The following is a 23,402-nucleotide window of genomic DNA, read 5'->3' on the forward strand; positions in this document are numbered from 1 at the left end:
GTTGTTCACATGCGCAACTCAGGCAGTTTTCCACACCGGGAAAGGCCGGGGGCACGGGGTCCCGTTATCTTCTAGCGGACCCCACACGGGAAGGGGAGAGTCCATGTCCGCTGAGTCGGGGGCCGAGCGGCCGGAGGCGCAGCGCCCGCAGCGCTCCTTCGCCGGAAACGTCGCCTTCGGAGCGGGAACGCTCCTCGTGCTGGCGACGGCGACGCTCGGCGCGTTCGCGGCCGTGGCCCTGCTGGGCAGGGCGGTGGACGCGGCCCCGCTGTCGAGCATGGTGCCCGACGACGGGCACAACGCCCTGGTGGTGGGAGGCATCGCGATCGGCGGACTGACCGGGCTGATGCTGCCGGTGATCCTCTTCGGCATGGTGCGGGGGACCGAAGAGAACGGAGGCACGCCCCGGGTCGGCCCGGGAGCCGCGGCGCGCAAGGTGCTGGCGGTGCTGGTGTTCGACGTCTGGCTGCTGGTCGTGTCGTTGCTCGTCGCCCAGCTCGGGTGGTTCCTCCCGGCCCGGATCACCACCGTCGTCGCCGTCTTCGCCGTCGGGTTCGGCTGGATGCCGCTCGCGATGGTCCCCTGGGAGCGGTTCGGTCTCGGTGATGTGTTCGGGAAGCGCCGGGGTTCCGCCGCGTCACGCCAGGCGGAGTGAGTCCGCCAGCTCGTCGGCGACCTTGACGAGCTCCGCGCCGAGCCCCAGGGACGTCCACAGCAGCCGGCATTCCAGCGCGGTCGTTCTCTCGCCTGGACCGAAAAGGAACCCCCGGAAAGGGCCGCTCATCGTCCGCCCCCCCCGCCGATGACGGGTCAGCTTAGCTTCCGGGTGCCGCGCGCCTCCGGCTGCCACGAACCCTCACCCGAGGCGCACGATTCGGCCACAACCGGGGCTTCCGCTTCGCCGCGACGTCCTCGACCCAGCCGAACGCGAGGATCGCCGCGCCGATCAGGGGCCAGACCAGGACGAACATCCAAAGGGTGTACGTGGTGTCCAGGGCGGACACCGCGCTGTCGCTCTGGAGGAACGGCAGTTCGTAGAGGAGGTCGAGGATCGGGACCGTGGCCATGATGAGGAGGTTGTGCCAGAGGTAGATCGTGACGGCGCGGTTGTTGGAGAGGGTCACGAGTTTGTCCCACCTGGCGAGGCGGCCCGGGAGTGCGCGCCAGGACGGGGAGTACTGGAGGAGGACGACCACGAAGCCGAAGGACCAGGCCGCCTGGGCCAGGGGGATGTCGTTCAGGTCCCAGCCGTCGGGCCCCAGGTGACCCGAGGCCCACCACAGGCCGAAGGCCATCAGCAGGGCCGCGCAGGAGATCGACAGGTAGCGGGGGATCTGCTTGAGCAGACCCTCGTGGTGGGCGAAGCCCAGGACCCAGCAGCCGCCGTAGACCGCGAAGTCCGTCACGGCGTTGCCCGTCTCGCCGGGGATCTTCACCAGGCCCGTACCGACGACCGCCGTGAGGCCCAGGGGCGCCAGCAGCGTCGGCCACGGTGCCCGGCGGAACGCCCACAGCAGCAGCGGGGAGGCGATGACGAACCAGAGGTAGGCCCGCAGGTACCACAGCGGACCGGCCGCCTGCACCGCCCAGGTGTCCTCCAGCAGGCCGGACTTGGCGCCGAGGTGCCAGGGGAAGGGCGGGGCGCCGACGGGGAAGACGTAGTTGAAGAGGTCGATCAGGCCCCAGGTGCCGCCGTGGTCCGGGTCCTTCAGCGGGTTCCAGCCGCCCGCGAACATCATCGCCAGCACCACCACGCTGAACGCCCAGAGCGGGGGCAGGAGCCGGCGGATCCGGCCCCGGACCACCCCGAGCGCGGGGCGGTTCAGCGAGCGCGCCATCAGGGAGCCCGCCAGCGCGAACATCACGCCCATCGACGGGAACAGCACGGTCAGCCACGCCCAGCCGAACAAGTGGTAGACGACGACACGGACCAGGGCGATCGAGCGCAGCAGGTCCAGGTAGCGGTCACGGCCGCCGCCCTGGCGCGGCGCCGCGTCGGGGGCGGCTTCGCCCGAGGCCGCGGGGTCCGTCGTGCGCTGCTGCGGGATGCCGTACGACGGCGGCCCCGGTGTGCCGGACGCCGCCGATGACGTGGGGATCGGGTTTCCGTGGGTCATGCCACCGGCCTCCGCTCGCCGCTGCTCTGGGACCGCTGGCGCGGCACGGGGACGCCGCCGGGCGCGTCGACGACACCGGTGCGCCGCAGTTTCTGCCAGCGCAGCCGGCCGCCGGTGAGGGCGGTGATCCAGGACTGGAGCAGGACGACGTACATGAGCTGTCGGTAGAGGATCTGCTGCAAGGGCAGCGAGACGAGGTGGGTCATGCGCTCGCGGTCGAGTCGGAAGGCGTAGGCCGCGCAGACCGCCTGGATCGCCAGGACGCCGAGCCACGCCATGATCGTTTTCTGGGTCGGGCCGAACACCAGGCCGTAGACGAGGAACACGTCGATCAGCGGGGCCAGCAGGGGCGCCACGACCATGAAGAGGGACACCAGCGGGAGGCCGACGCGGCCGAAGCGGCCCGAGGGGCCCTTGTCGACCAGGGCCCGGCGGTGTTTCCAGATGGCCTGCATGGTGCCGTACGACCAGCGGTAGCGCTGGGACCACAGCTGCTGGACCGTCTCCGGCGCCTCGGTCCAGGCACGGGCGTTCTCCGCGTAGACCACGCGCCAGCCGTCGCGGTGCAGGGCCATCGTGATATCGGTGTCCTCGGCGAGCGTGTCGTCGCTCATGCCGCCGACCCGTTCCAGCGCGCTGCGACGGAACGCCCCGACCGCGCCGGGGATCGTCGGCATGCAGCGCAGGACGTCGTACATCCGGCGGTCGAGGTTGAACCCCATCACGTACTCGATGTGCTGCCAGGCGCCGATAAGGGTGTCCTTGTTGCCGACCTTGGCGTTGCCCGCGACCGCGCCCACGCGCGGGTCGCCGAAGGGCTGCACCAGTTCGCGCACGGTGGACGGTTCGAAGACCGTGTCGCCGTCCATCATCACGATGAGGTCGTACCGGGCGTTGGCCACACCGCGGTTCAGCGCGGCCGGCTTGCCCGCGTTGAGCTGGCGGACCACCCGGACGTTGGGCAGGCCCATGTCCTCGACGATCCGTGCCGTGCCATCGGAGGAGCCGTCGTCGATGACGAGGACCTCGATGGGGTGGTCGCTCTCGGCGAGGGAACGGACCGTGTTCTCGATGCACTTGGCCTCGTTGTACGCCGGGACCAGGACCGACACCGGTTCGATGATCGGTGCTCCCCAGCGGAAGCCGCGGCGGCGCACCCGGCGGGCGTGCATCCCGGAGAGCAGCAGCATCAACACGAAACGGCCGATGACGAGGGTGCCGACGATCGCGAGGCCGAAGACCAGCCCGTCGGTGAGGTGCTCCGAGGCCTGGACCAGGAAGATCCACGCCGCACCCTTCCACTGGTCGAGGCCGGTGACCTGGGAGTGCGCGCTCGGGGCATCGAGGGCCTCGGTGAGGTTGTGGAACTCGTAGCCCTGCTCGCGCAGGTCGGGCAGCATGCGGTCCAGTGCCTCGACAGTCTGGTGGCGGTCGCCGCCGGAGTCGTGCATCAGCACGATCGCGCCCTTGCCGCCCTTGGGCGTGGCACGGCGGACGATCTCGGCGACACCGGGCTTGCGCCAGTCCTCGCTGTCGGTGTTGTTGACGACGGTGATGTAGCCGCGGCGGCCGATGTACTCGGTCACCGGCCAGGACCTGTTGTCCATGGCGCCTGCGAAGGAGGAGTACGGCGGCCGGAAGAGGGAGGTGCGGATGCCCGCCGCGCCCGAGATCGCGAGCTGGTTCTGGGACAGCTCCCAGTCGATGCGCTTCTTGGACTGGTAGGAGAGGTCGGGGTGGTTGAAGGTGTGCAGGCCGATCTCGTGGCCTTCCTCGACCATGCGCCGGACCAGGTCCGGGTGGCGCGAGGCCATGGTGCCGGTGACGAAGAAGACCGCGTGTGCGTCGTGCTTCTTCAGTACGTCCAGGACCCTTGGTGTCCAGGTCGGGTCGGGGCCGTCATCGAAGGTGAGGACCAGGCGGTGGTCGGGCACGCGCAGGCTCTCGGTGCGGCCGCTGCGGGTGTCGATGACGGGCCCGCCGCTCATGATCTTCTCCGGCACCTGGTCGGTGGCGGCGGGCGGCCGGACCCGGTGGTCGGCGAGGATCTCGCTGTGCACGTAGCCGCGCAGCATGAGCATCGCCATCAGCGCGACGAGGACGAGCAGGGGCAGCAGCAGGCGCAGGGGCAGGCGGCGCCTGGAACCGCCACGGGCTCCGGGCGCGGGCCCCGAACGGCGGGTATGGGATGCCATGGGTTGTGGTACTCCGGGGTGGTGCGGGTGTGAAGTGCTGCGGGGACGGGGTGGTGCGGGGACGGTGCCGGCTGCTCCGCGGCGTCATCGGGTCCCTCCGCTCCAGCGGGACCGGGAGCTCTGGGCCTGAGATCTGGGGCGCCGGAGCGCCCTTCCCCCGGATCTGCCCTGGAGGGCGGACGCGGCGGGCGCCGCCCCGCGACCGGGTCTAGGCGGCGGGCGGCTGGGCGGCGGGCGGCTGGGCGACGGGCGGCGTCTCGGGCGGGCCTTCGGCGACCGTTTCGGTGCCGCCGCTGTCGCCGGCGCCTGTGGGCTCGGTCGGTTCTGACGTGGGCTCGACCGTCGGCGTCGGGTCGGTCGCCGGCGTGGCCGGCGGGTCCGCCGGCTCGGTCGGGGTCGGGTCGGTTACGCCCTTCCCCGGGGCCGGTGTGGTCGAGGTCGCCGTCGGCGAGGGCCTGGCGGTCGCGCCGGGACGTCCCGGGCTCGCGGAGGCCGCAGGTTCGAGGGCGTTGGGGCCGGGCGCAGGTGCCGTGGCCTCGTCGGTCGCCGGCGCGCTGCCCGGGGTGGTGGCGCCCGTGTCACCGGCCGGGGCCGACTCCGTGGGCTGCGACGGGGTGTCGACCTGCCCGGCCGGCCGGCCCTCCTGCTGGCCCGGCACGGGCAGCCAGGGCGCGTTGGAGTTGCCCGACAGCACCGTGGCGACGATGACGACGGCGTAGACCCCGCAGGCCAGGGCGATGGCTATGCCGATCCGGCGGAGGCGACGGCTGCGGCGACCGGACTCGTCCACGAAGACTGGCCGGTCGGAGGTGCTCGCGCCGGTGTCTTCCTTGACCTGCCGTACGAACCCGTCCCCGAGCTGGACGGCGTCGAGCTGGACGGTGACCTCGTGCGGGTCGTGAGTGTGCCCGGCGAGGGTCCCGGCCCGGACGTGCCCGACCGGGTCGGCGTCCTCCTGCCAGGGGTCGCCTACGACCGGCCGGGTTCCGGGATCCGCGGCGAACGGGTCGACCTCACCCTCGCTCTGCCGGGGAATGCCGCGCAGTATCTCCGTCAGCTCCGTCCGGGCGGACGGGCGGGTACCCGTCACCTGGACGTCGCCGCCGGCGAAGACCTGCGTGGCTCTCCGGTCCCGGGCTCTGCCGTCCGCGGGGAGTTCACCGGTCGCCGCTGCGACCTCGGGCCATTCGGGTTGGGCGTCTTCTCGCCACTGTTTCACACGCACGCACTTCCCCCCACGGGATGGTTCAGGTGCGCGTACGACCTGAGCACCCGTCGTCCGGACCGGGTCCCCAACCCGTCCAGAGCGCCCCCCATTACCACACCGTGCTCAGGCGTCGAATGTAGCGCACGCGGAGGATATGTGCGGACCACGTGCGGAATCGTGTCAGCGGCGAGACACCATGAGGACATCATCGGTGGCCGGAACCCACCCTCCGGCGGGCCTCCGCAGCCACCCCTCCTCCACCGCGAGCCGCGCCGCCGCCCGTCGCAGCGCGTCGAGCCCGGGGTGCGTCAGGCCCTTGCGCCACACCAGCGAGACGGGGGAAAGCGGAACGGGATCGACCAGAGGACGTGACACCGTCGTCGGCGGGGCCGGGAACCCCACGACGGCCAGGACCGGGTTGCGCGTACGGGCCATGACCCGCTGGAACTCCTCGTCCCCCACGGCCAGTGGTGCCGGTGGCGCGATCTCGATGTCCCGCCCCTCGAACAACAGCCGCGCGAGACCGGTCCACTCCGGCGTACGGGGATTGCCGGCGCCCGCGTAGACGGTCTCGCCGGCCAGCTCGGCGAGCGGCACCTCCGCCAGCGAGGCCAGCCGGTGGTCCTCGGGCAGCACGACCGCCATCGGCTCGTACCTTACGGGCTGGTGGTCGAGCCCGGCCCGCAGTGCCGGGTCCAGCCCGGCGAACCGTCCGAACGAGGCGTCCAGCCGGCCCGCGAGCAACTCCCCGGCGGCCCCGGTCAGGCCGCTCTCGTAGCGGGCCATCAGCTCGTGCCCGGGGGCGAGTTCACGCGCCCCCTGCAGCACGCGACGCGGTGTGACCAGGCCCGGGGAGTTGAGGTCCACCAGCAGGGGCCGGGCCCGGTCGAAGGCGGCGAGCAGTTCCTCCTGCGCCTGGAGCACGCGGCGGGCGTACGGCAGCAGCCGCTCTCCGTCGGGCGTGAGCGTCACCTGCCGGGTGGTCCGCACGAACAACTCGGCGCCCAGCTCCCGCTCCAGTCGTCGCACGTCCCGGCTGAGCGCCTGCTGGGCCGTGTGGAGACGCACCGCGGCACGGGTGAAGTGCAGTTCCTCGGCGACGGTGACGAAGGCACGCAGGAGTCGGGGATCGAGGTGGCCGGGCATGCCGTGAACCTACAGCGGCGGGCTGCCCGCTCAGCCTCCGGCCACCCGCTCAGGCCCCTCGCCCGCGCCCTCACCCTCACGCTCAGCCGAAACCGCACCGGCACCGGCACCCGTCACCTCACCCCCCGGAACATCCCCACCGGGAAAGTCCCTCGACGGAACCTGCCCCAGGCGATGGCGAGGCACAGTACGCACGGGCGGACGGGTCAGCGTGATCTGGCGGACGACCTGCTGGAAGCACGCCAGCGCCGCCAGCCCGGGCAGGGCCGCGGCCGCGGTACCGAGGACGGTCCTCGGCGCCTGGGCGACACACAGCAGCACGGCGACGCACGAGAAGACCAGCACCACACACCAGGAGTGCACGGCACGGCGCTGGTGCAGCGCGGCGCGCAGGACGGACAGGGAGGCCACCAGCCAGGGCCCGTACACCAGCAGGGGCCACCAGGTGCCGAGGCCGCGCTCCGCGGAGGACACGCCGACCAGGCGCAGCGGGTCGTAGGCGACCATGCCGCTCAGGAGACTCACCGCGGAGGCGATGACGGCCGTCAGGGCGGCGACGAGGAAGCTGGTGGTGCGGAGCACGCCCCCGGCTCGTCGAACCCGGACCTTGCGGTGACGCCGGGGGACGTCCCGCACGGGCGGCAGTTCCTCGGTGATGTCCTGGAGCCGGCGCATGCGCTCGCCCGGGGGCGGGTCCGCGGGGGCGGGCGGTGCCACGTCACGCGGGGCGGGAAACCTCGACTCCTGGTCCCCGAGTGCCTCCTCGAGGATGAACGCCAGTTCCTCGGCCGGATCCCAGGTCGGATCCGGTGGCGTCAGCGGAGTGACGAAATCCCGGGTCGGCGCCCGGTGCCGGCCGGTGCCCTCGATTCCGTTGTCGTACATAGCGCGGCCCGACTATTCCGCGAGCGCGAAAGCGGGCCATTCCGTCGCACAGATCCACCGCCGGGCGAGGTCCTTTTCCAGCACACTCATGGCATCGATGAAATCGCGCAGCACCGGCTCGGTCACCTGGAGCGCGACCGGGCAACCGGCCTTGGTGAGCGTGCCGTTGACGGTAGCCGACGAGTGCGCTGGAGCGGGAATGTAGGTGTAGGGGCCGAGCGTTACCGCCCAACCGTCTTTCCTGGTCGCCTCGGTCATGTACCGACTAACCGTCGGCCCTCTTCAGCGGATGCGCGGCAAACGGGTGAAGGATTTCCCGGTTGAGCATCTTTTCTATGCGCCATTAAGGACTCTCCATATCTCTGTATGAAGAACGGGTAGCGAATATTTCCCGCCCGTCCTACAACCCAGGTGCGTGATTCCGTACGGAACAGGTGTTGGACCCCCCGGTCGCCTCCGGGCGACGGTGGGCGCATGCCGCAACTCACCCCGTACCGCCGTCTCTTCGGGCTGCCGGGCGCCCGGGCCTTCACCGCCGGGAACCTGATCGCCCGGCTGCCGATGGGCATGTTCAGCGTCAGTGCGGTCGTCATGATCGCCGGGGCGCGGGGCTCGTACGCCCTCGCCGGTGCTGTCACGGCAACCGGACTCGCGGCGACCGCGGTGGTCGCGCCGTGGACCGCGCGGCTCGTCGACCGGTACGGCCAGGCCCGGGTGGCGCTGCCCGCCACGATGATCGCCGTCCTCGGCTCGCTCGCGCTGCTGCTGTGCGTGCGTCACGACGCCCCCGTCTGGACCCTGTTCGCCTCCTACGCCGCCACCGCCACGACCCCCAACATCGGCGGCATGTCCCGGGCCCGCTGGGCGTATCTGCTGGCCGGTGACGCCAAGGCGCTGCACACCGCCAACTCCTTCGAGCAGGCCGCGGACGAGCTGTGCTTCATGCTGGGCCCGGTGCTCGCGGCCTTCCTGTGCGGGGCGTTCTTCCCGGAGGCGGGCACGCTCGTCGGGGCGGTGCTGCTGCTGGCGGGAATGCTCCTGTTCACGACTCGGCGTGCGACGGAGCCGCCGGTCGGCGCGCGCATACCCGCGAGTGCGCCGCTGCGCGCCGCCGGCATGCCTCCTCTGCTCGCGGTCTGCCTGGCGATGGGCGCGGTGTTCGGCTCGACTGAGGTCGTCACGCTCGCGTTCGCGGACGCACGGGGGTACCGGTCGGCGGCCGGTGTCGTGCTCGCGCTCCAGGCGGCGGGCTCGTGCGTGGCGGGTCTGCTGTACGGCGCCGCGAAGCCCGCCGGGCCGACTGCGTCCCGCCTGCCGTGGTGTGTGGCCGCGATGACCGCGCTGCTGATCCTGCCGCTGCTCGCGGCCGCCCTCACCGGTTCGCTCCCGCTCCTGGCGGGCGCGCTGCTGATCGCCGGGATGGCGACGGCTCCGACGATGGTCACCACCATGACGCTGGTCCAGCAGCGCACCCCCGAGGGACGGCTGAACGAGGGCATGACTCTGGCGGTGACCGGCCTGCTCGGCGGCATCGCCTGCGGCAGCGCGCTCGGCGGCTGGACGGTGGAGCACGTGTCCGCGACGGCGGGATACGGCATCCCGGTGACGGCGGCGGCCGTGGCCCTGGCGCTGTCCCTGTGCGCCACGTCGAATCGCTTCACCGGTCAGCGCTCGCCCCAGTGACGCCCTCACGCACCCTACATACGTTCTTCCGTCGAAGCGCTTCGACGTCACGGGAGAAGCGGACCACGCATGACAGAGGCCCCGCCGCTCGTAAGCGACGGGGCCTCTGCCCACATGGGATGAGTGGAGATGGCGGGAATCGAACCCGCGTCCAACGGTGTGGAATCAGGGCTTCTCCGTGTGCAGTCGGCTGTGCTTTTCTCGGCCCCGGAGATCACGCCGACAAGTCTCCGACGGGCCCAGTCACTGTGTGGTTTCCCTCTTCACCCCGTGACCGGGATCAAGGTTTAGTTCCCTAAATGATGCCAGGATCCGGGTCGGGAACACCCCCGGGCTGACACTCCCTTAAGTAGGGGAGCCGCTGCTCGCTACCTGAAGATCAGGCAGCGAGGGCGAGCTCGCCCTGGGAGATGGATCGCTTGGAATTGGCGATTATTTTTTCGGCCTGTGGTTTACGAGATCATGGCCGCTTCCTCGACACGCTTCCCCTGCTTCGACAGCCGCTGTCGAAACCGATCATCCCCATGTTGATTTTTCAATCGTCGCCCCCGCCGGGGGCTCGCGCCCGCTGTGAGGCGCAGGTGCCATCGTACGTGACCAACGCCCGACGATGCCACCGTATTCCCGGCGACCGGGTGTCCGCCGAGCCGGCCCTACCCCCGAGCCTTGCGCCGCACCGCCGAGATCACCCGCTCGGCCTCGCGCCGGTCCTGCTTCTCGCGGAGCGTCTGGCGCTTGTCGTACTCCTTCTTGCCCTTCGCCAGCGCGATCTCGACCTTGGCGCGGCCGTCCTTGAAGTACAGGGCGAGGGGCACGATCGTGTGACCCGTCTCCTGCGACTTCGACTCCAGCTTGTCGATCTCCTCGCGGTGCAGCAGCAGCTTCCGCTTGCGCCGCGCGCTGTGGTTGGTCCACGTGCCCTGGCTGTACTCCGGCACGTGCACGTTGTACAGCCACGCCTCGTGCCCGTCCATCTGCACGAAGCCATCGACCAGCGACGCCCGTCCCTGGCGCAGTGACTTCACCTCGGTGCCGGTGAGGACCAGACCGGCCTCGTAGGTGTCGATGATGAGGTAGTCGTGCCGCGCCTTCTTGTTCTGCGCGATCAGCTTGCGCCCTTTTTCCTTAGCCATAGTGCCGCCCATTTTCGCACTACGGAGGGGTCCCGCGGGAAGTCGATTACGAGGGACCGGCCAGACCGCGCAGTACGGTCTCGGCCCGCTGGAGGGCCCCTTCGTCGGCGTCCAGGTCGGGCGTGATGCCCCGGCCGTCGACCGCGCGGCCGGAGGGAGTGCGGTAGTGCCCGACGGTCAGCTCCGCGACGGAGCCGTCGGGCAGCCTGCTCGGCATCTGGACCGAGCCCTTGCCGAAGGTCCGGGAACCCACGACGAGCGCCCGTCCGCGGTCCTGAACGGCGCCGGTGAGGAGTTCGGCCGCGCTCATCGTCCCGCCGTCGACGAGCGCGACCAGAGGTCTCGTCGTGTCACCGCCGGGCTCGGCGTGCAGGGCACGCTGCTCGCCGTCGACGTCGTAGGTGGCGACCAGGCCGCCGTCGAGGAAGGCGGAGGCGGCGGTGACGGCCTCGGTGACCAGGCCGCCGGAGTTGCCGCGCAGGTCGAGGACGATCCCGGCGCCGGGCGGGGCCTGCCGGACGGCCTCACGGACCTGGTCGCCGGAGCCCTTGGTAAAGGTGTCGACCCGGATGACAGTGATCGAGCCGGCGACTTTTCGAACGGCGACCGAGTCCGTGGACAGCTGAGCCCGGCGCAGGGTCTCGGTCCACGCGCGCGTGCCGCGCTCCAGGCCGAGGCTGACGGTGGTGCCGACGGGGGCGTCGGTGGCGTCCCCGCGCAGCAAGGAGACGACCTCGGTGACGGGCCGCCCGTCGGTCTTCTCGCCGTCGACGCTGCGCAGCAGGTCTCCGGGGCGGATCCCGGCGGCGGCCGCGGGCGAACCGGCGCGCACCTTCGTCACCTCGATACGGCCGTCGCGTTCGCTGCGCGCCCACAGGCCGACGCCGGTGTACTGACCGTCGAGGGTTTCCTCGAACTCCTCATAATCGCCCTGGGAGTAGACGGCGCCCCAGCGGTCCCCGCTGCGGCTGACGGCGCGCTTCGCGGCCTCCATCGGGGACTTGCCGTCGGCCATGGCCTCCTCGGCCGCCCTGGCGACGTCCGCGTGGTGCCCGGCCGGGGTGGCCGCACGGGCCTCGTCCGGCGCGGACTTCCGCTCGGCCTGCGGGAGGGATCCCGTGGCCGCGCCGGCGACGAGCACGCTCGCGAACATCAATGTCAGGGCGGCCCCGCGGCGGCTGCGACGGGGCTGACAGAACGGGTCACGACCTGACATGCCGGTGAGTCTAGGACAAGGGGAAGGGCCGTACGGCTGGTTGACCGCACGGCCCTCTTGGTATGTGTCACACCTTCAAGTACTTGCGCAGCGCGAAGAACGCCGCCAACGCGGGCATCAGCAGGCTCGTTGCGAGGATGAGCGGCAGCTTCGTCAGGACCGCGTCCCAGCCGATGAAGTTGATCAGCGTCAGCTGGTCGGCCAGGGCCAGTCCGTGGTCGATGAGGAAGTACCGGGCGATCATCAGGAAGGCGCACGCGAGCGTGCCGCCGATGAGCCCGGCGACCGCGGCCTCCATGATGAACGGCGCCTGGATGTAGAAGCCCGAGGCGCCGACCAGGCGCATGATGCCGGTCTCGCGCCGGCGGCTGAACGCCGAGACGCGCACCGTGTTGACGATCAGCATCAGTGCGACGACCAGCATCAGCGCCATCACCGCGCGCGCGGCCCAGTTCATGCCGTTCAGTAGCTTGAAGAGGTTGTCCAGGATGCCCTTCTGGTCCTGCACGGACTGCACGCCGTCCCGGCCGTTGAAGGCGGTGGCGATGACCTGGTACTTCTGCGGGTCCTTCAGCTTGATGCGGTACGACTCCTGCATCTGGTCCGGCGTGAGGGAACTGGCCAGCGGGGAGTCGCCGAACTGCTCCTTGTAGTGCTTGTACGCCTGATCCTGCGACTCGTACGTGACCGTCTGGACGACGCCCATCTTGTCGAGGTCGGCCTTGATCTGCTTCTTCTGGTCGTCCGTCACCGCGCCCTTGGCGCAGTTGGGGTCGGACTCGGCGTCGCTCTTGTTGCAGAGGAAGATCGAGACGTTGACCTTGTCGTACCAGTAGCCCTTCATGGTGTTGACCTGGTCGCTCATCAGGAGCGACCCGCCGAACAGGGCGAGCGACAGGGCGACGGAGACGACGACGGCGAAGGTCATCGTCAGATTGCGGCGAAGACCGACGCCGATCTCCGACAGGACGAACTGGGCGCGCATGGCGAAGGGTTATGCCTTTCCGTGACTCTCGGGTGCGGTCTCAGTGCTGGTAGCCGTAGACACCGCGGGCCTGGTCGCGGACGAGGCGGCCCTTCTCCAGTTCGATGACGCGCTTGCGCATCTGGTCCACGATGTTCTGGTCGTGCGTGGCCATCACCACGGTCGTGCCCGTCCGGTTGATGCGGTCGAGCAGCTTCATGATGCCGACGGACGTCTGCGGGTCGAGGTTGCCGGTGGGCTCGTCGGCGATGAGCAGCTTGGGCCGGTTGACGAAGGCCCGCGCGATGGCGACACGCTGCTGCTCACCACCGGACAGCTCGCCGGGCATCCGGTCCTCCTTGCCGCCGAGCCCGACGAGGTCGAGCACCTGCGGCACGGACTTGCGGATCTCGCCGCGCGACTTGCCGATGACCTCCTGCGCGAAGGCGACGTTCTCGCCGACCGTCTTGTTCGGCAGCAGGCGGAAGTCCTGGAAGACCGTCCCCAGCTGGCGCCGCATCTGCGGCACCTTCCAGTTGGAGAGGCGCGCGAGGTCCTTGCCCAGAACGTGCACCTGCCCGTGACTGCACCGCTCCTCGCGGAGGATCAGCCGCAGGAAGGTGGACTTTCCGGAGCCGGAGGACCCCACGAGGAAGACGAACTCGCCCTTCTCGACCTCCAGGGATACATCCCTGAGGGCGGGGCGGGTCTGCTTGGGATAGACCTTGGAGACGTTGTCGAATCGGATCACGGATGCACCACGGGTAGCCGGGGGTAGATGAGCGTGACCATACGCGAACCGGGCAGGGCACCGCAGTCACCGGTGGCGCTTCTGTAGAACTTGTGCCTTTTTCTGCCGGTGAGTACCACGCCCCCAGGGTGCGCGGGGGAACTGCGCGAGGAGCCGCGTACGACCCGCAGCCGCGCGGCAACAGCGACCACCCCCCTCGGGAGCGACCCGCGCACCCTCCGGAGGAACCTGGCACAGTGGAGAGGGAACGTTCGCACCACCGCGAGCGTTACACACAAGGAACCGGCGCAAGGAGGGCGAGCGCATGACGTACGACCGGCTGGTGTGCGCGAACTGCGCGGCGCCCGTGAGCGAGGGCCGGTGCCCCGTGTGCCGTGCGAACCGCGAACGGCTGCAGCAGGAGAACTTCCTCGCGGGTCTGAACCCGATGGCGCTGATCGCACTGCTGGCAGTGCTGATCGCCGCGGTGGCGCTGCTGGCGCACCAGACCGCCTGACCGCCGAGCGGCGTAGTCAGCGGTCCGAAGACACGGCCGAGGGCCCGGAGCGTTTCGCTCCGGGCCCTCGGCGTTGCGCTGTGCCTACGGTCCGTACGGACGCGGCTACCGTCAGGCGGCAGTCCCGCCGCGGCCGCCCATGAGACGCGGCAGGACGCGGAAGCCGACACCGCCGGCGATCATCGTGGCGGCGCCGATCACCAGGAAGGTGGTCTGCGCGGCACCCGTCTCGGCGAGCTCCTGGCCGTTGCCCTGGGCCTGCGGCGCCGCCGGGGTGGCGTCCGAGCCGATGTCGGTGAGGGACGAGGAGCCCTCCTCCTGCGGGGAGGTGCCGCCGTCGGGGTCGGTGTTGTTGCCGCCGCCGTTGCCGCCACCGTTGGCGTTGCCGTTGCCGCCACCATTGCCGTTGCCGTTCCCGTTGCCCGGGTCGGTCGGCTGGCTCGTCGGGTCCTCGGTCGGCTCGGTGGGCTCGTCCGTGGGGTCGGTCGGTTCGTCGGTGGGCTCCTCGGTCGACGGCGGGTCGGTCGGGAGGTCCGTCGGCAGGTCGGTGGGGATGTCCGTCGGGACATCCGTCGGCGTCGGAGTCGGGACGGGCGACTCGTCGGCGCACAGGATGCCGAGCAGGCAGTTCTCGGCCTCCGCGGCGGATGCGGCACCGGCGGCGGTCAGCGAGGCGCCGGCGGCGATCACGGCACCGGCCGCTATCCGCGCGACACGGATCCGCGTCTTCTTCGTCATGTGGTTGCTACCCCCAGTAGCTCATCGTCATTAGGCACCGCTCGGGGCTGTGCTCGACGGGGATAGCTGCGGTGAAGAGCCCCCCGGTTCACATGCGCCCCAGAGACACGCATGCCGCGCTTTACCCTTCCCATTTTTCAAAGACACGTCAAGGGCGTTTGCGTGCGCCATGTCCAAATACGGGGGTAATGCCGGGAGTCTGACTCTGTGAGCGTGATGTAAAACCCAGACATGCGGGGCACGGACAAGGCAACCGCCGCCCTGACATCGGCAGTTACCTTGTCGACAAACTTACTTCTCCTGCTGCTTGCGCCAGCGAATTCCGGCTTCGAGGAACCCTTGGATTTCACCGTTGAACACGGCCTCGGGGTTGCCGACCTCGAACTCGGTGCGCAAATCCTTGACCATCTGGTACGGGTGCAGCACGTACGAACGCATCTGGTTGCCCCAGGAGTTGCCGCCGTCGCCCTTGAGGGCGTCCATCTTGGCCTGCTCCTCCTGGCGGCGCCGCTCCAGCAGCTTGGCCTGGAGCACGTTCATGGCCGTCGCGCGGTTCTGGATCTGCGAGCGCTCGTTCTGGCAGGAGACGACGATGCCGGTGGGGATGTGGGTGATGCGCACCGCGGAGTCGGTGGTGTTCACGCCCTGACCACCGGGCCCCGAGGACCGGTAGACGTCGACCCGCAGCTCGCTCTCGTCGATGTCGACGTGGTCGGACTGCTCCACCACGGGCAGGATCTCCACGCCCGCGAAGGAGGTCTGCCGCCGGCCCTGGTTGTCGAAGGGCGAGATGCGCACGAGGCGGTGCGTGCCCTGCTCGACGGAGAGCGTGCCGTACGCGTAGGGCGCCTGGACGGCGAAGGTGGTCGACTTGATGCCGGCCTCCTCCGCGTACGACGTCTCGTAGATCTCGGTCTTGTAGCCGCGCTGCTCGGCCCACCGCAGATACATGCGCTGGAGCTTCTCGGCGAAGTCGGCGGCGTCGACGCCGCCGGCCTCGGCGCGGATGTTCACCAGAGCCTCACGGGCGTCGTACTCGCCGGAGAGGAGGGTGCGGACCTCCATCTCGTCCAGCGCCTTCCTCACGGCCGTGAGCTCGGACTCGGCCTCGGCGCGGGTGTCCGGGTCGTCCTCCTCCTCGGCCATCTCGAAGAGAACGGCGAGGTCGTCGATACGACCGCGCAGGGCCTCCGCCTTGCGCACCTCGGCCTGGAGGTGGGACAGCTTGCTGGTGATCTTCTGCGCCTCTTCGGGGTTGTCCCACAGGGACGGCGCGGCCGCCTGCTCCTCGAGCACGGCGATGTCTGCCCTCAGCCTGTCGAGGTCCAGAACGGCCTCGATCGACTCCATGGTCGAGGAGAGGGACTTGAGCTCTTCGGATACATCGACGACTGCCACGCCTCCAGCGTAACGGCTCCGCCCACCGGCCAGCGCCGGGCACTCGCCCCGGCCGCCTGCCGCCGTCGGCTTCGCCTGTTCCGCGGGAGGGGCCGGGGGAACGGCCGCTGCCGCCGTCGGCTTCGCCCGTTCTGCGGGAGGGGCCAGGGGGAACGGGGACGAACTCCTCGTGCCCCGCGCCACCCCCGCGCCGGTCGCCCGTCGGCGGCGGCCGGGCCCCGGCGCCGACCGCTGCCGTCGCCCTTCGCCTGTCTCCGGGACAGGTCAGGGCGACTGCGGGGCCGAGTTCTTCGTGTCCTGGGGAGGTGCGCTCGCGTCGTCGCCCGATGTGGACAGCCATGCCCCGACGCCGATCGCCACCGCCAGGGCGACCGCGCCCGCGCCCACGGCCACGCGGCGGCGCCGGGCGATGGCGCGGTTGCGGGCCGAGCCCGGCCGGGGCGTGCCCGACGCGCGCGGGGCCCGGGCCGTGCCGTGCGCGCCCCCGGCCAGTTCGTCGGGTGCCGGCACGCGCATCGAGGTGTGCGTGTCCCGGTTGGAGTCGGCCGGTTTCGCACCCGGCACCAGGGGGACCGCGCCCCGCCGCCGGACCCGCTCCCCGGCCGGTGCCGGTCCGGCGGGCTGCTCCTCCTGGTCCGCCTCCTCGGCGGACTCCGTCTCCGGCTCGTCCACCTCCAGCGGTGGCATGCCCGCCAGCATCGGCAGCAGCTCCCGCAGCCGGGCCCCGAGCTCCGAGGCCCGCAGCCGCGACGCCGGCGCCTTGGCCAGGCACTGCACGAGCAGCTGCCACAGCTCGTCCGGGATGCCGGGCAGCGGGACGACCGTCTCGGTGACGTGGCGGCGCAGGACCGCGCCGGGGTGGCCGCCGCCGAACGGGGTGAAGCCCGCAAGCAGCTCGTACAGCACCGTGGCGAGCGCGTAGATGTCGACGGAGGCGCGCGGCGGCAGGCCCTCGACGATCTCCGGCGCGAGGTAGTCCGGGGTGCCGATGATCTTCGTGGCCTTGGTGCGGCGCGGGGTGTCGATGAGTTTCGCCACGCCGAAGTCGGTCAGCAGCGCGCGGTGGGAGCCGCCGGGGCCCAGAGGGCCCTGCATGTCCAGCAGCACGTTCTCCGGCTTCACGTCCCGGTGCACGACGCCCGCGGCGTGGGCGGCCGCCAGCCCGTCGGCGATGTCGGCCGCGATCGCGACGGCCGCCTCGGGCGCCAGGCGCCGTTCCCGCTCCACCCGGGTCCGCAGGTCGGTGCCTCGGACGAGGTCCATGACCAGCGCCAGGTCGTTGCCGTCGACGACCAGGTCGCGCACCGACACCACGTGCGGGTGCTCCAGGCCGAGCAGTGCCGTCCGCTCCTGCACGAACCGCCCGACGAGTTCCTGGTCGGACGCGAGGTCCTCGCGCAGCAGCTTGATGGCGACGGGGCCTTCGGGACCCTCACCCAGCCACACCGTGCCGGCGCTGCCCCGCCCCAGGATCTGGTGGGCGGTGTACCGGCTGCCGATCTTCCGTGCCAAGGCTGCTCCTACCGACGCGTGTTGTCGTTAAAACTACGCGTCCGGAGAGCCAACCTTCACTGCGGAGGCAGAAATCACCCGCCAGGTGTCGACAAATCACCAACCCCGCAGGGCGGTTCCGGTCAGTTCGTGCCCGAACCGCTCCCGCCGAGCTTCTCGAACCAGCCGGTCACGGTGTTGAACCAGTCGGTCAGCTGGTCCCAGTAGCCCTTGCCGGTGCCGATCCACTCCTGGAGCGGGCTCAGCTCCCAGATCAGCCAGCCCGCGACGAACAGGATGACGATCGTGAAGAGACAGCCCTTCAGGCAGCCGAGCCCGGGGATCCGCATCGGGTTGGCGCTGCGCTGCCGGGGCTGCCGGGGCTCGCGCTGGGGCCGCTGCGGCTGCTGGGGCTGGGGCGGCGGCGCGGGCGGGGCATAGCGCTGCGGAGGCTGGGGCCGCTGGGGCTGCGGGGCGTACTGCTGGGGCTGCTGCGGATGGCCGTAGCCGGGGCCCGGCTGGGGCCGGGCGACCTGCCGCTGGGGGCGGCGGCGCAGCGGGTCCTCGTTCGGGTCGAGGTACTGGACCTGCGTCTGTTCGTTGCGGTCGCGGGCCGCTCGCAGCTGGTTCTGCCAGGGGTGCGGGTCCTCGGGTCCGCCCTGCTGGCCCTGCTGACCGGGGTGGCCGGGCGAGCCCGGCGGGACCGGCGGCATGACGGCGGTCGGGTCGGCCGCGCCCCGGTTGGGGAGTACGGCGGTGGGGTCGGCGGCGCCGGACGGGCCGCCGGTGTGCGGCATGACGCTGGTCGCGGCGTTCGGGTCGTACGAGCCCGCGCCCTGCGGGAGGACCTGAGTGGGGTCGGCGTCGGCCGCGCCGGGCGTGTCCGGCACGGGCGCGGGCGCCGGGTCGGGCACCAGGAGCACGCCGACGCCCTCGGCGGCGGCGATCTGCGCGGAGTTCGCGTGCACCCCGATGCCCTCGGCGACGACGCGCAGGCCACGGGCGAGGTTCTCCGCGCTGGGCCGCTCGTCCGGGTTCTTGCGCAGACAGCGCTCGATGATCGTCCACAGCGGGTCGGGGACCGTGGACGGGCGGCGCGGCTCGGCGCTCAGGTGCTGGTGCAGCACCTCCAGGGCGGAGCCGCCGGAGAACGGCGGGCGGCCGGTGACCAGCTCGTACAGCAGGATGCCGGCACCGTAGATGTCGACGGCGGAGGTCTGCGGGCGGCCCTCGGCGGACTCGGGCGCGACGTACGCGGGCGTGCCGACGAACTCCTGGGTGCGGGTCAGGCCCGGGGAGTCCGCCAGTCGGGCGATGCCGAAGTCGGTCAGCAGCGGGTGCATCTGCCCGTCGTACTGCTGGAGCAGGACGTTCGCCGGCTTGAGGTCGCGGTGGACGACGCCGTCGGCGTGGCTGGCGGCCAGCGCGTCGGCGATCTGGGCGGTGAGCAGGGCCGCGGCGACGGGGCTGAAGGGCCCGTTCTCGCGCAGGTAGCGATGCAGGTCGGGCCCCTCGACGAGGTCCATGACCAGCGCCAGCAGCTCGCCCTCGACCACCAGGTCACGGACCCGGACGATGTTCGGGTGGGTCAGCCGGAGCAGGACGGAGCGCTCCCGGAGGAACCGCATGACGATGTCCGCGTCGCTGGCCAGCTCCTCCTTGAGGACCTTGATGGCGACCGTCTCTCCGGGCTGTCCCGGCACGGCCGCCTCGGCGCCCGCGGTCTCACGCTGGCGGGCTCGCCAGACGGTGCCCGTGGCGCCGCGTCCGAGCGGCTCCTCGAGCAGATACTTGCTGCCTACCGGCCGCACGTCATGCGCTCCCTGGTGCTTGCCTTGCCTGCTGGCCTGTCCGACCCACTGTAGTGCCGTGCCGCCGGGGACCGGGGTGTCGTCTTTCTGTGGGTCTTACGTATCCGTTCTCACACGCGTTCGAAGGGAAGACGCTCACCTCGGTCTCGGGGTTGCCGAGAGTGAGCGTGACCGATCTCAACTGATCGCGAGTGGGGCATCTCTCAGGCACTTTTGCGGGCAGAGCCGACCAATCAAGATCACTTGTTCCGGAGCGAGGGGCGCGCTGTCAGTGGCAGGTGCGAGGATGCGTGCAGTATTGGCCGACGTGCTGGGGCGGGGTGGGGGGACTCCGCGCCCGGGCAGAAGGGACCGCTGACGGCGATGCAGATCCGGCTGACCGTCGTAGACCCGCTGGGCCTGGCGGCTCCGGCTCGGGACCGCGCCGCGCGCTGCGATGTGCTGGTCACCGCGCCCGCCGGGACGGCGCTCGCGGCGGTGTCCTCGGCGCTCGCCCAGGTGGTCCTCGGCGGTGACGGCTCGGGCTCCCCGGTGCTGTACGCCGGGGAGCAGCGGCTCGACGCCCAGCGCTGCACGCTCGGCGAGCCCCCGCTGACCGACGGTGCCGTGCTGTCCGTAGGCGGGCCGGGCGAGCCGGAGCCGCATCCCGAGCTGGACGACGCGCCGGCCCAGCTCCAGGTGGTCGCCGGGCCCGACGCCGGCGGCGTCCACCTTCTGCACGGCGGCGAGATCCGCATCGGCCGCTCCGCCGACGCCGACGTACCGCTCGACGACCCGGACGTCTCCCGGCTGCACTGCGCGGTGACGGTGAGCGCCGACGGCGGCGTCTCGGTCGCCGACCTCGACTCCACGAACGGCACGACGCTGGACGGCACGCGGGTGGGCGGCCGGGCGGTCCGTTTCACACCGGGGGCGCTGCTGCGGATCGGCGAATCGGCTCTGCGGCTGGCTCCCGCCGGGGGGCCGGGGGGCCGCGTGGACACGACGCCGGACGGGGAGGGGCACGTGCGCGTGCCGGGGCCTGACGGCGGCTCGGGGGCGGATACGCGTGCGTCGGACCCGCTTGCGGCCGGTCGTTCCGGTCTTGCCGGTCCTACCGCTCCCGCCGCTCCTGCCGGGCCGACGCATCACGCTTACGGCTCGGCGGCCTGGGGCGCGCCGGGCACCGTGGGGCAGGGCTCCGGGGAGTCGGCGGTGGTGCCGGGGCAGGGTGGGGCGCCTCGGGTCGAGAGCAGCGGTGTGGAAGCGGACGCGGAGGCCTCGCGGGCGGCTTCCGGGGACGGTCCGGGGGCCGCGCAGAGCGGATTCCGGGCATCTCCTGGGGAGCAGGGGCCGGGCATCGCCCGGGGCCAGGGAAACCCGGGGCCCGTCGTACGGGCGCCGCGGCAGCGCGACGCGACACAGGGCGGGCTCGGCGCCGGGGACACGCACGCGGGGCGCTCCGGTGTCGAGGCGTTCGGCGACAGGGGTGCGGGCGGTTCCGGCCAGGGCGACGGAACGGCGGACGGCGTAGGCCCTCATGCCCGGGCCGGGGGCCAGGCGGTCCCGCGTCCGACGACTCCGACCGGCGCCGGTCCGGTCGACGACGGCGGCCCGGTTTTCCCGGCAGACGCCGCGGACGAGCTGTCCGGTCGCGGGCGCAAGGGCACTCCTCTCCGGGGCACGGACGTTCCGCCGGGGACGCGCAGGCGGGGCGGGCTCGGGGCGTGGGCGCGGCGGTTGGCCGGAGGGCGCGGCGAGCAGGGGGCGGACGCGCGCGGGACGTACGAAGGCGAGCCGGCCGAAGTGGCGGTGCAGCGCTCTGCCGTCGGGCCGGCGGTGCCGGAGACCTGGCCGGATCCGGCCACGCTGCTGCTGACGGCGCTGGGGCCGGGGCCCCGGCTGTGGGAGCGCGGTCCGGGGCACCCGGAGGCGCTCGCGGTGCGTCTCGGCACCGCCGACCGGGCGGCGCCGGACGGCTCGGGCCTGCTGCCCGCGGTGCCGGTGACCTCCGGGCTGCGCGAGGCCGGCGCGCTGGGACTGGCCGGGCCCCGGGCGCGGCTCGCCGGGCTGGCCCGTGCCGTGCTGGCGCAGCTCACCGCGCTGCACTCCCCCGACGCCCTGGAGATCGTCCTGATCGCCGCGGACCGCTCCCGCCCCCTGGAGGAGCGCACCGCCGAGTGGGGCTGGCTGGGCTGGCTGCCGCATGTCCGCCCGGGGCACGGGCAGGACTGCCGCCTGCTGCTCGCCTACGACCGGGAACAGGCCGCTGCCCGCGCGGACGAGCTCCTCCGCCGCCTGGAGGACCAGCTGGCGGACGCGGGAGGCGGCGCCGCAGGGGCCGACGGGCTGCTGGGCAACGTGCGGTTCTCCAGAGCCCAGGGGACCGACGGCCCGAACAGCGACGCGCCGGGCCCCGACGCCCAGGGCGGCGACAGCCCGGCGACCAGCACCGCCGGTCCCGTGCACCGCCGCCCCTCCTGGGCCCGGGACGACACCCCCACCCCGGCGACCGCCTTCCCCGGCCCCTACACCGTCCTCGTCGTGGACGGCGACCCCGGCGGAGCCGACCTGCGTGAGGCCGTGGCACGGCTGGCGCTGGAGGGCCCTCGGGCCGGGATCCATGTCGTGTGCCTGGCCGAGACAGCGGCCGCCTCCCCCGCCTCGCCCGTGACGGAGACCTACGAGGCGGCCTGCTCGGTGGCGCCCGCGTTCCGGCAGTGCGGTGCGGTCGCGCTGCTCAGCGGGGACGTGGCGACGGCGCTGCGGCTGATGCGCGTGGCCCGGGTCGGCGGCGCCTCAGGGCCGGTCGGGCCGGTGGGCCACGGCACCATAGCCACCGTCGACGCCGTGTCCCCCGCGTGGGCCGAGCGGTTCGCACGGGCGCTGGCGCCGCTGCGCACGGACGGCGCGACGAGGGAGCGGCAGCCGCGTGTCTCCGCGCCCCTGCCCCAGGCGGCACGGCTGCTGGACGAGCTGGGCCTGGCCCGGGCCACCCCGGCGTCGCTGATGGCGCGCTGGGCGGACGCGGCCGACGACACCGAGGCGCTGGGCGGGCGGGTGCGCGCGGTGCTGGGCGCCGGGCCGCGCGGCCCGGTCTGCGCGGACCTCGCGGCCCAGGGACCGCATCTGCTGATCGAGGGCCCGTCGGGCAGCGGCCGTACGGAGTTGCTGCGGGCGGTCGTCGCGTCCCTGGGCGCCGCCGAGCGGCCGGACCGGCTGGGCATCGTGCTGGTCGACGGCCGGGGCGGCCCCGGCGCGGGCGGCGGGGCCGGCGAGGGACTGCGCGTCTGTACGGACGTCCCGCATGTCACCACGTATCTCACGGCCCACGACCCGGTCCGGATGCGCGAGTTCGCACAGTCCCTGAGCGCCGAGCTGAAGCGGCGCGCCGAGCTGCTGGGGCGGTCCGACTTCGCCGAGTGGCACACGGGACGCGAGCTGTCGGGCCGTATGGTCGCCCAGCGCACGGCGACGGCCCGGGGCGGCGCCCAGGCCGAGGCCGGTGCCGGGACCGCCGCCGGGGCCGGGGATCTCGACTCCCCGCCCAGTTCGACGATGCGGCTGCGGCCCCGAGCGGCCCGGCGGCAGACGGAGGCGGCGCCGCCCCTGCCCCGGCTCGTCGTGGTCGTGGACGACCTGGACGCGCTGGTCTCCCCTTCCCTCGGCTCGACCGGACGGCCCGCGGCCGGGTCGGTGATGCGCGCGCTGGAGGCCGTGGCCCGGGAGGGCGAGCGGCTGGGCGTCCACCTGGTGGCGGCCACCGGCCCGTGCGCCCGTACGGCGGAGACGGAACCGGCGCGCCGGGCCACCCTCCGCGTCACCCTCGACGCACCGGCACCGGGCCATGGGGGCGCCCCCCCGTTCGAGCGCAGCGGAGAACCCGGGGGAGAACCTGCTCCGGGCCGTGGCCGCCTCGCCTGCGCGGACGGTCGGATCACGCCGTTCCAGGGCGGGCGGGTCACCGGCCGTATCCCCCGGACGGCGACCCTGCGCCCCACGGTCGTGCCCCTGGAATGGCACCGCATGGGTGACCCACCGGCCCGGCGTCCGGTGCGGGAACTCGGAAACGGCCCGACCGACCTGGCACTGTTGGCCAGCGCGCTGGAAAGGGCGGCGCGGGAGGTAGCGGCGGCGCGTGTGCCGTCACTTCTGTAGCACTCGTCCGTGGCACTGGCTGGATGCCGACCCC

At 72.3% G+C, this 23,402-nt stretch carries 19 protein-coding genes and 1 other RNA gene; 4 read left to right on the forward strand and 16 right to left on the reverse strand.

What is annotated here, in order from left to right:
* Positions 1-103 precede the first annotated feature (103 nt).
* Positions 104-655, forward strand: coding sequence for a hypothetical protein (locus tag ACZ6TU_RS35555; RefSeq protein ID WP_467667866.1), 552 nt, complete (start codon positions 104-106; stop codon positions 653-655).
* Here ACZ6TU_RS35555 and ACZ6TU_RS35560 read toward each other — a convergent pair.
* From ACZ6TU_RS35560 to ACZ6TU_RS35590, 7 genes are all read right to left on the reverse strand, one after another.
* Positions 638-784 carry a hypothetical protein gene (locus tag ACZ6TU_RS35560; protein ID WP_467667864.1) on the reverse strand — a complete coding sequence of 49 codons (147 nt, stop codon included), beginning with the start codon at positions 782-784 and terminating at the stop codon, positions 638-640. The genes ACZ6TU_RS35555 and ACZ6TU_RS35560 overlap by 18 nt on opposite strands.
* A 31-nt stretch (positions 785-815) precedes the next feature.
* Positions 816-2,117, reverse strand: coding sequence for an acyltransferase family protein (locus ACZ6TU_RS35565; protein WP_469552967.1), 1,302 nt, complete (start codon positions 2,115-2,117; stop codon positions 816-818).
* On the reverse strand, positions 2,114-4,312 hold the full coding sequence (locus ACZ6TU_RS35570; RefSeq protein ID WP_467667861.1) for a polysaccharide deacetylase family protein: 2,199 nt from the start codon (positions 4,310-4,312) through the stop codon (positions 2,114-2,116). Before ACZ6TU_RS35570 ends, ACZ6TU_RS35565 begins: the two co-directional genes overlap by 4 nt.
* Positions 4,313-4,520: 208 nt before the next feature.
* Entirely contained in the window at positions 4,521-5,537 is a 1,017-nt protein-coding gene (locus tag ACZ6TU_RS35575) for a hypothetical protein (protein ID WP_469552969.1), read from the reverse strand.
* 162 nt (positions 5,538-5,699) lie between these two features.
* Positions 5,700-6,665, reverse strand: coding sequence for a LysR family transcriptional regulator (locus ACZ6TU_RS35580; protein WP_469552970.1), 966 nt, complete (start codon positions 6,663-6,665; stop codon positions 5,700-5,702).
* Positions 6,666-6,695: 30 nt separating this feature from the next.
* The gene (locus ACZ6TU_RS35585; protein ID WP_467667856.1) at positions 6,696-7,550 is read right to left on the reverse strand and encodes a hypothetical protein; all 855 of its coding nucleotides are present in this window, start codon (positions 7,548-7,550) and stop codon (positions 6,696-6,698) included.
* Between the two features lie 12 nt (positions 7,551-7,562).
* Positions 7,563-7,808, reverse strand: a complete 246-nt coding sequence (locus ACZ6TU_RS35590) for a hypothetical protein (RefSeq protein ID WP_467667855.1) — start codon at positions 7,806-7,808, stop codon at positions 7,563-7,565.
* A 153-nt stretch (positions 7,809-7,961) separates the two neighbouring features.
* Here ACZ6TU_RS35590 and ACZ6TU_RS35595 point away from each other — a divergent pair, with 153 nt between their 5' ends.
* Positions 7,962-9,233, forward strand: a complete 1,272-nt coding sequence (locus tag ACZ6TU_RS35595; RefSeq protein ID WP_469552973.1) for an MFS transporter — start codon at positions 7,962-7,964, stop codon at positions 9,231-9,233.
* 121 nt (positions 9,234-9,354) lie between these two features.
* Here the strand turns inward: ACZ6TU_RS35595 and ssrA are convergent.
* From ssrA to ftsE, 5 genes are all read right to left on the reverse strand, one after another.
* Positions 9,355-9,757: a transfer-messenger RNA gene (gene ssrA, locus ACZ6TU_RS35600) on the reverse strand.
* A gap of 129 nt (positions 9,758-9,886) precedes the next feature.
* A complete protein-coding gene (gene smpB / locus ACZ6TU_RS35605) occupies positions 9,887-10,366 on the reverse strand; it encodes an SsrA-binding protein SmpB (RefSeq protein WP_467667851.1) in 480 nt (159 codons plus the stop codon).
* Positions 10,367-10,412: 46 nt separating this feature from the next.
* Positions 10,413-11,582 (reverse strand): S41 family peptidase, encoded by a 1,170-nt coding sequence (locus ACZ6TU_RS35610; RefSeq protein WP_467667849.1) that lies wholly within the window; start codon positions 11,580-11,582, stop codon positions 10,413-10,415.
* A gap of 67 nt (positions 11,583-11,649) precedes the next feature.
* On the reverse strand, positions 11,650-12,567 hold the full coding sequence (gene ftsX / locus ACZ6TU_RS35615) for a permease-like cell division protein FtsX (RefSeq protein WP_467667847.1): 918 nt from the start codon (positions 12,565-12,567) through the stop codon (positions 11,650-11,652).
* A gap of 40 nt (positions 12,568-12,607) precedes the next feature.
* Complete coding sequence (ftsE, locus tag ACZ6TU_RS35620) at positions 12,608-13,297, reverse strand: cell division ATP-binding protein FtsE (protein WP_003990615.1); 690 nt, start codon at positions 13,295-13,297, stop codon at positions 12,608-12,610.
* A 304-nt stretch (positions 13,298-13,601) separates the two neighbouring features.
* On the opposite strand from ftsE, the gene ACZ6TU_RS35625 reads away from it, so the two are divergent.
* Complete coding sequence (locus ACZ6TU_RS35625; protein WP_133931420.1) at positions 13,602-13,793, forward strand: hypothetical protein; 192 nt, start codon at positions 13,602-13,604, stop codon at positions 13,791-13,793.
* 111 nt (positions 13,794-13,904) lie between these two features.
* On the opposite strand, the gene ACZ6TU_RS35630 is transcribed toward ACZ6TU_RS35625, so the two are convergent.
* From ACZ6TU_RS35630 to ACZ6TU_RS35645, 4 genes are all read right to left on the reverse strand, one after another.
* Positions 13,905-14,531 carry a hypothetical protein gene (locus tag ACZ6TU_RS35630; RefSeq protein WP_469552978.1) on the reverse strand — a complete coding sequence of 209 codons (627 nt, stop codon included), beginning with the start codon at positions 14,529-14,531 and terminating at the stop codon, positions 13,905-13,907.
* A 291-nt stretch (positions 14,532-14,822) separates the two neighbouring features.
* Positions 14,823-15,929: a peptide chain release factor 2 gene (gene prfB, locus ACZ6TU_RS35635; RefSeq protein WP_467667843.1), complete on the reverse strand. Its 1,107-nt coding sequence runs from the start codon at positions 15,927-15,929 to the stop codon at positions 14,823-14,825.
* Between the two features lie 264 nt (positions 15,930-16,193).
* The gene (locus tag ACZ6TU_RS35640) at positions 16,194-17,441 is read right to left on the reverse strand and encodes a serine/threonine-protein kinase (protein ID WP_467667841.1); all 1,248 of its coding nucleotides are present in this window, start codon (positions 17,439-17,441) and stop codon (positions 16,194-16,196) included.
* Between the two features lie 122 nt (positions 17,442-17,563).
* Positions 17,564-19,231 (reverse strand): serine/threonine-protein kinase, encoded by a 1,668-nt coding sequence (locus ACZ6TU_RS35645; RefSeq protein ID WP_467667839.1) that lies wholly within the window; start codon positions 19,229-19,231, stop codon positions 17,564-17,566.
* A 363-nt stretch (positions 19,232-19,594) separates the two neighbouring features.
* Between ACZ6TU_RS35645 and ACZ6TU_RS35650 the strand changes: the two genes are divergently transcribed.
* On the forward strand, positions 19,595-23,368 hold the full coding sequence (locus tag ACZ6TU_RS35650) for an FHA domain-containing protein (RefSeq protein WP_467667837.1): 3,774 nt from the start codon (positions 19,595-19,597) through the stop codon (positions 23,366-23,368).
* Positions 23,369-23,402 lie beyond the last annotated feature (34 nt).

The sequence above is a fragment of the Streptomyces sp. NPDC052064 genome, assembly GCF_055585925.1.

Coding starts and splice junctions, on each gene's coding strand:
- ACZ6TU_RS35650 (WP_467667837.1), top strand. CDS start 19,595: ATGCAGATCCGGCTGACCGTCGTAGACCCGCTGGGCCTGGCGGCTCCG.
- ACZ6TU_RS35585 (WP_467667856.1), bottom strand. CDS start 7,550: ATGTACGACAACGGAATCGAGGGCACCGGCCGGCACCGGGCGCCGACC.
- ACZ6TU_RS35555 (WP_467667866.1), top strand. CDS start 104: ATGTCCGCTGAGTCGGGGGCCGAGCGGCCGGAGGCGCAGCGCCCGCAG.
- ACZ6TU_RS35625 (WP_133931420.1), top strand. CDS start 13,602: ATGACGTACGACCGGCTGGTGTGCGCGAACTGCGCGGCGCCCGTGAGC.
- ACZ6TU_RS35580 (WP_469552970.1), bottom strand. CDS start 6,665: ATGCCCGGCCACCTCGATCCCCGACTCCTGCGTGCCTTCGTCACCGTC.
- ACZ6TU_RS35565 (WP_469552967.1), bottom strand. CDS start 2,117: ATGACCCACGGAAACCCGATCCCCACGTCATCGGCGGCGTCCGGCACA.
- ACZ6TU_RS35630 (WP_469552978.1), bottom strand. CDS start 14,531: ATGACGAAGAAGACGCGGATCCGTGTCGCGCGGATAGCGGCCGGTGCC.
- ftsX (WP_467667847.1), bottom strand. CDS start 12,567: ATGCGCGCCCAGTTCGTCCTGTCGGAGATCGGCGTCGGTCTTCGCCGC.
- ACZ6TU_RS35610 (WP_467667849.1), bottom strand. CDS start 11,582: ATGTCAGGTCGTGACCCGTTCTGTCAGCCCCGTCGCAGCCGCCGCGGG.
- ACZ6TU_RS35590 (WP_467667855.1), bottom strand. CDS start 7,808: ATGACCGAGGCGACCAGGAAAGACGGTTGGGCGGTAACGCTCGGCCCC.
- ACZ6TU_RS35560 (WP_467667864.1), bottom strand. CDS start 784: ATGAGCGGCCCTTTCCGGGGGTTCCTTTTCGGTCCAGGCGAGAGAACG.
- ACZ6TU_RS35570 (WP_467667861.1), bottom strand. CDS start 4,312: ATGGCATCCCATACCCGCCGTTCGGGGCCCGCGCCCGGAGCCCGTGGC.
- smpB (WP_467667851.1), bottom strand. CDS start 10,366: ATGGCTAAGGAAAAAGGGCGCAAGCTGATCGCGCAGAACAAGAAGGCG.